The sequence below is a fragment of the Micromonospora sp. NPDC047707 genome (genome assembly GCF_040704235.1).
GTDB lineage: Bacteria > Actinomycetota > Actinomycetes > Mycobacteriales > Micromonosporaceae > Micromonospora.
In genome coordinates this window covers 1-1696 of sequence record NZ_JBEYSU010000138.1, presented here as the reverse complement: position 1 = coordinate 1696, position 1696 = coordinate 1, and the positions used below count along the sequence as shown (strand labels likewise).

General features: G+C 68.0%; 3 protein-coding genes. All 3 read left to right on the top strand.

Going from position 1 to position 1696, the window contains the following annotated elements:
* Positions 1-652 (top strand): CPBP family intramembrane glutamic endopeptidase (locus tag AB0873_RS32465; RefSeq protein ID WP_366604610.1); only part of this gene is annotated, 652 nt, incomplete at its 5' end.
* Positions 653-779: 127 nt separating this feature from the next.
* Positions 780-947, top strand: coding sequence for a hypothetical protein (locus AB0873_RS32460; RefSeq protein ID WP_366604608.1), 168 nt, complete (start codon positions 780-782; stop codon positions 945-947).
* A gap of 89 nt (positions 948-1036) precedes the next feature.
* Positions 1037-1696 (top strand): CapA family protein (locus AB0873_RS32455; protein ID WP_366604606.1); only part of this gene is annotated, 660 nt, incomplete at its 3' end.

Here is a 1696-nt window from a genome sequence, read left to right as displayed (position 1 = left end):
GGTGGTCGCCGTGTTGCTCCTGCCCGGCGTGCTGCTGCTGTCGTACGCGGTGATGCGCGCGCTGGAACGGCCACTTCCCGATCCGCGCATCACCGTCACGATACTGTCGGTCATCGCCTTCTTCCTCGCTGCCGGGTGTGAGGAGATCGGCTGGACGGGATACGCGTTAGACCCGCTGCAACGGCGGTGGGGCGCACTCCCGGCAGCGTTGACGCTCGGCGCTTTCGGAGCGTTGTGGCATGTCGTGCCCTACCTGCAGGGCAACCACTCTGGGACGTGGATCATCGGCCAATGCGTCTTCACCGTGGCTTCCCGGGTCGTCATTGTCTGGCTCTACAACAGCAGCGGCGGAAGCCTGCTCGTGGCGATCCTGTTCCACGCGATGAGCAACGTTGGCAGCGGGGCCTTCCCGAACAGCGGCTCGCACTACGACCCCGTCATTACCGGCGCCATCACGGCAGCCGTCGCCCTCGCAATAATCCTTCTCACCGACCGCCAAAATCACACCGAGCCCGACGCCAAGGTCGCTTCGTTGGTCAGACATGACGGATCACGTGCGGCGGGAGAACCCGTCCCGGTACTACGAGGCGCTGGGCCGGATCATGTCCGCCCTGCGCGACAGCCAGGCCCTCAACGGCGCCCGATACATTGACTGGTGGCCCGACACCGGCCGGCTGACCTGGGAAATCGAGTGGCAGGACGGCCCATACGCCAGCGAGGCAGCCGAGGCCGTCCCACGGTTCGACGAAAACGACCCAGCCGGGCACGCGCTGCGTGACGTGGCTCGTCCGAGTCGGGAGAGCGACCAGCACTACGCCCACCTGATCGTGCTCGACGTGCCGGTCACCCTACGCGCGTTGACCCCGGTCGGCGCCGCCGAGGTGATCCGCCGCATGGCCACCGGCCTTCCCGAATACCGCAACGCCAGCAGCCACTGGCACCGGTAGCACAGGCGCGGCCCCCGGCTGGAGTCTCGTTCCGGATAGCGGCATCGTGAGTCGTGACGGTTTTCCGGGTTCCCGGTAGGGTCACGGCGATGTACGCTCCCACCCGCCTCGGAACCCGCCTCCGCCGCTCCGCGCTTGCCCTTGGTGCGCTGCTCGTCGCCGTGTTAGCTGCCGGCTGCTCTGGGTCTGTTGCGGGCCCGGGCTTGCAGCCCGACAGCAGCGGGGTGCCGACGGCGACAGCCGTGCCGGGGCAGCCGGCCGAGGAGTCGATTTCGCTCTCCGCCACCGGCGACATCATCATGGGCAACGCGCCCAACCGGCTGCCCGCCAACGGCGGGAAGGGCTTCTTCGACTCGGTCGAGAAGGCGCTCGCGGCCGACCTGGTGATGGGCAACCTGGAGGAGCTGCTCACGGTCGACACCGGCACCGGCAAATGCGGCGCCAACTCGACCCGCTGCTTCCAGTTCCGGGCCCCGCCGGAGTACGCCGCACACCTGCGCGACGCCGGCTTCGACCTGCTCAACCAGGCCAACAACCACGGCTACGACTACGGCCCCAAGGGCTACGAGAACACCGAGAAAGCCCTGGAGCGCTACGACCTGGCACACACCGGCGCCCCCGACCAGATCACCGTGGTCGAGGTGGAGGGGGTCAAGGTCGCCGTCGCCGGCTTCTCGTCGTACGTCTGGTCCAACAGCCTGATCGACATCGCCGCGGCGAAGAAGGTGATCACCAAGGCGGCCGGCATG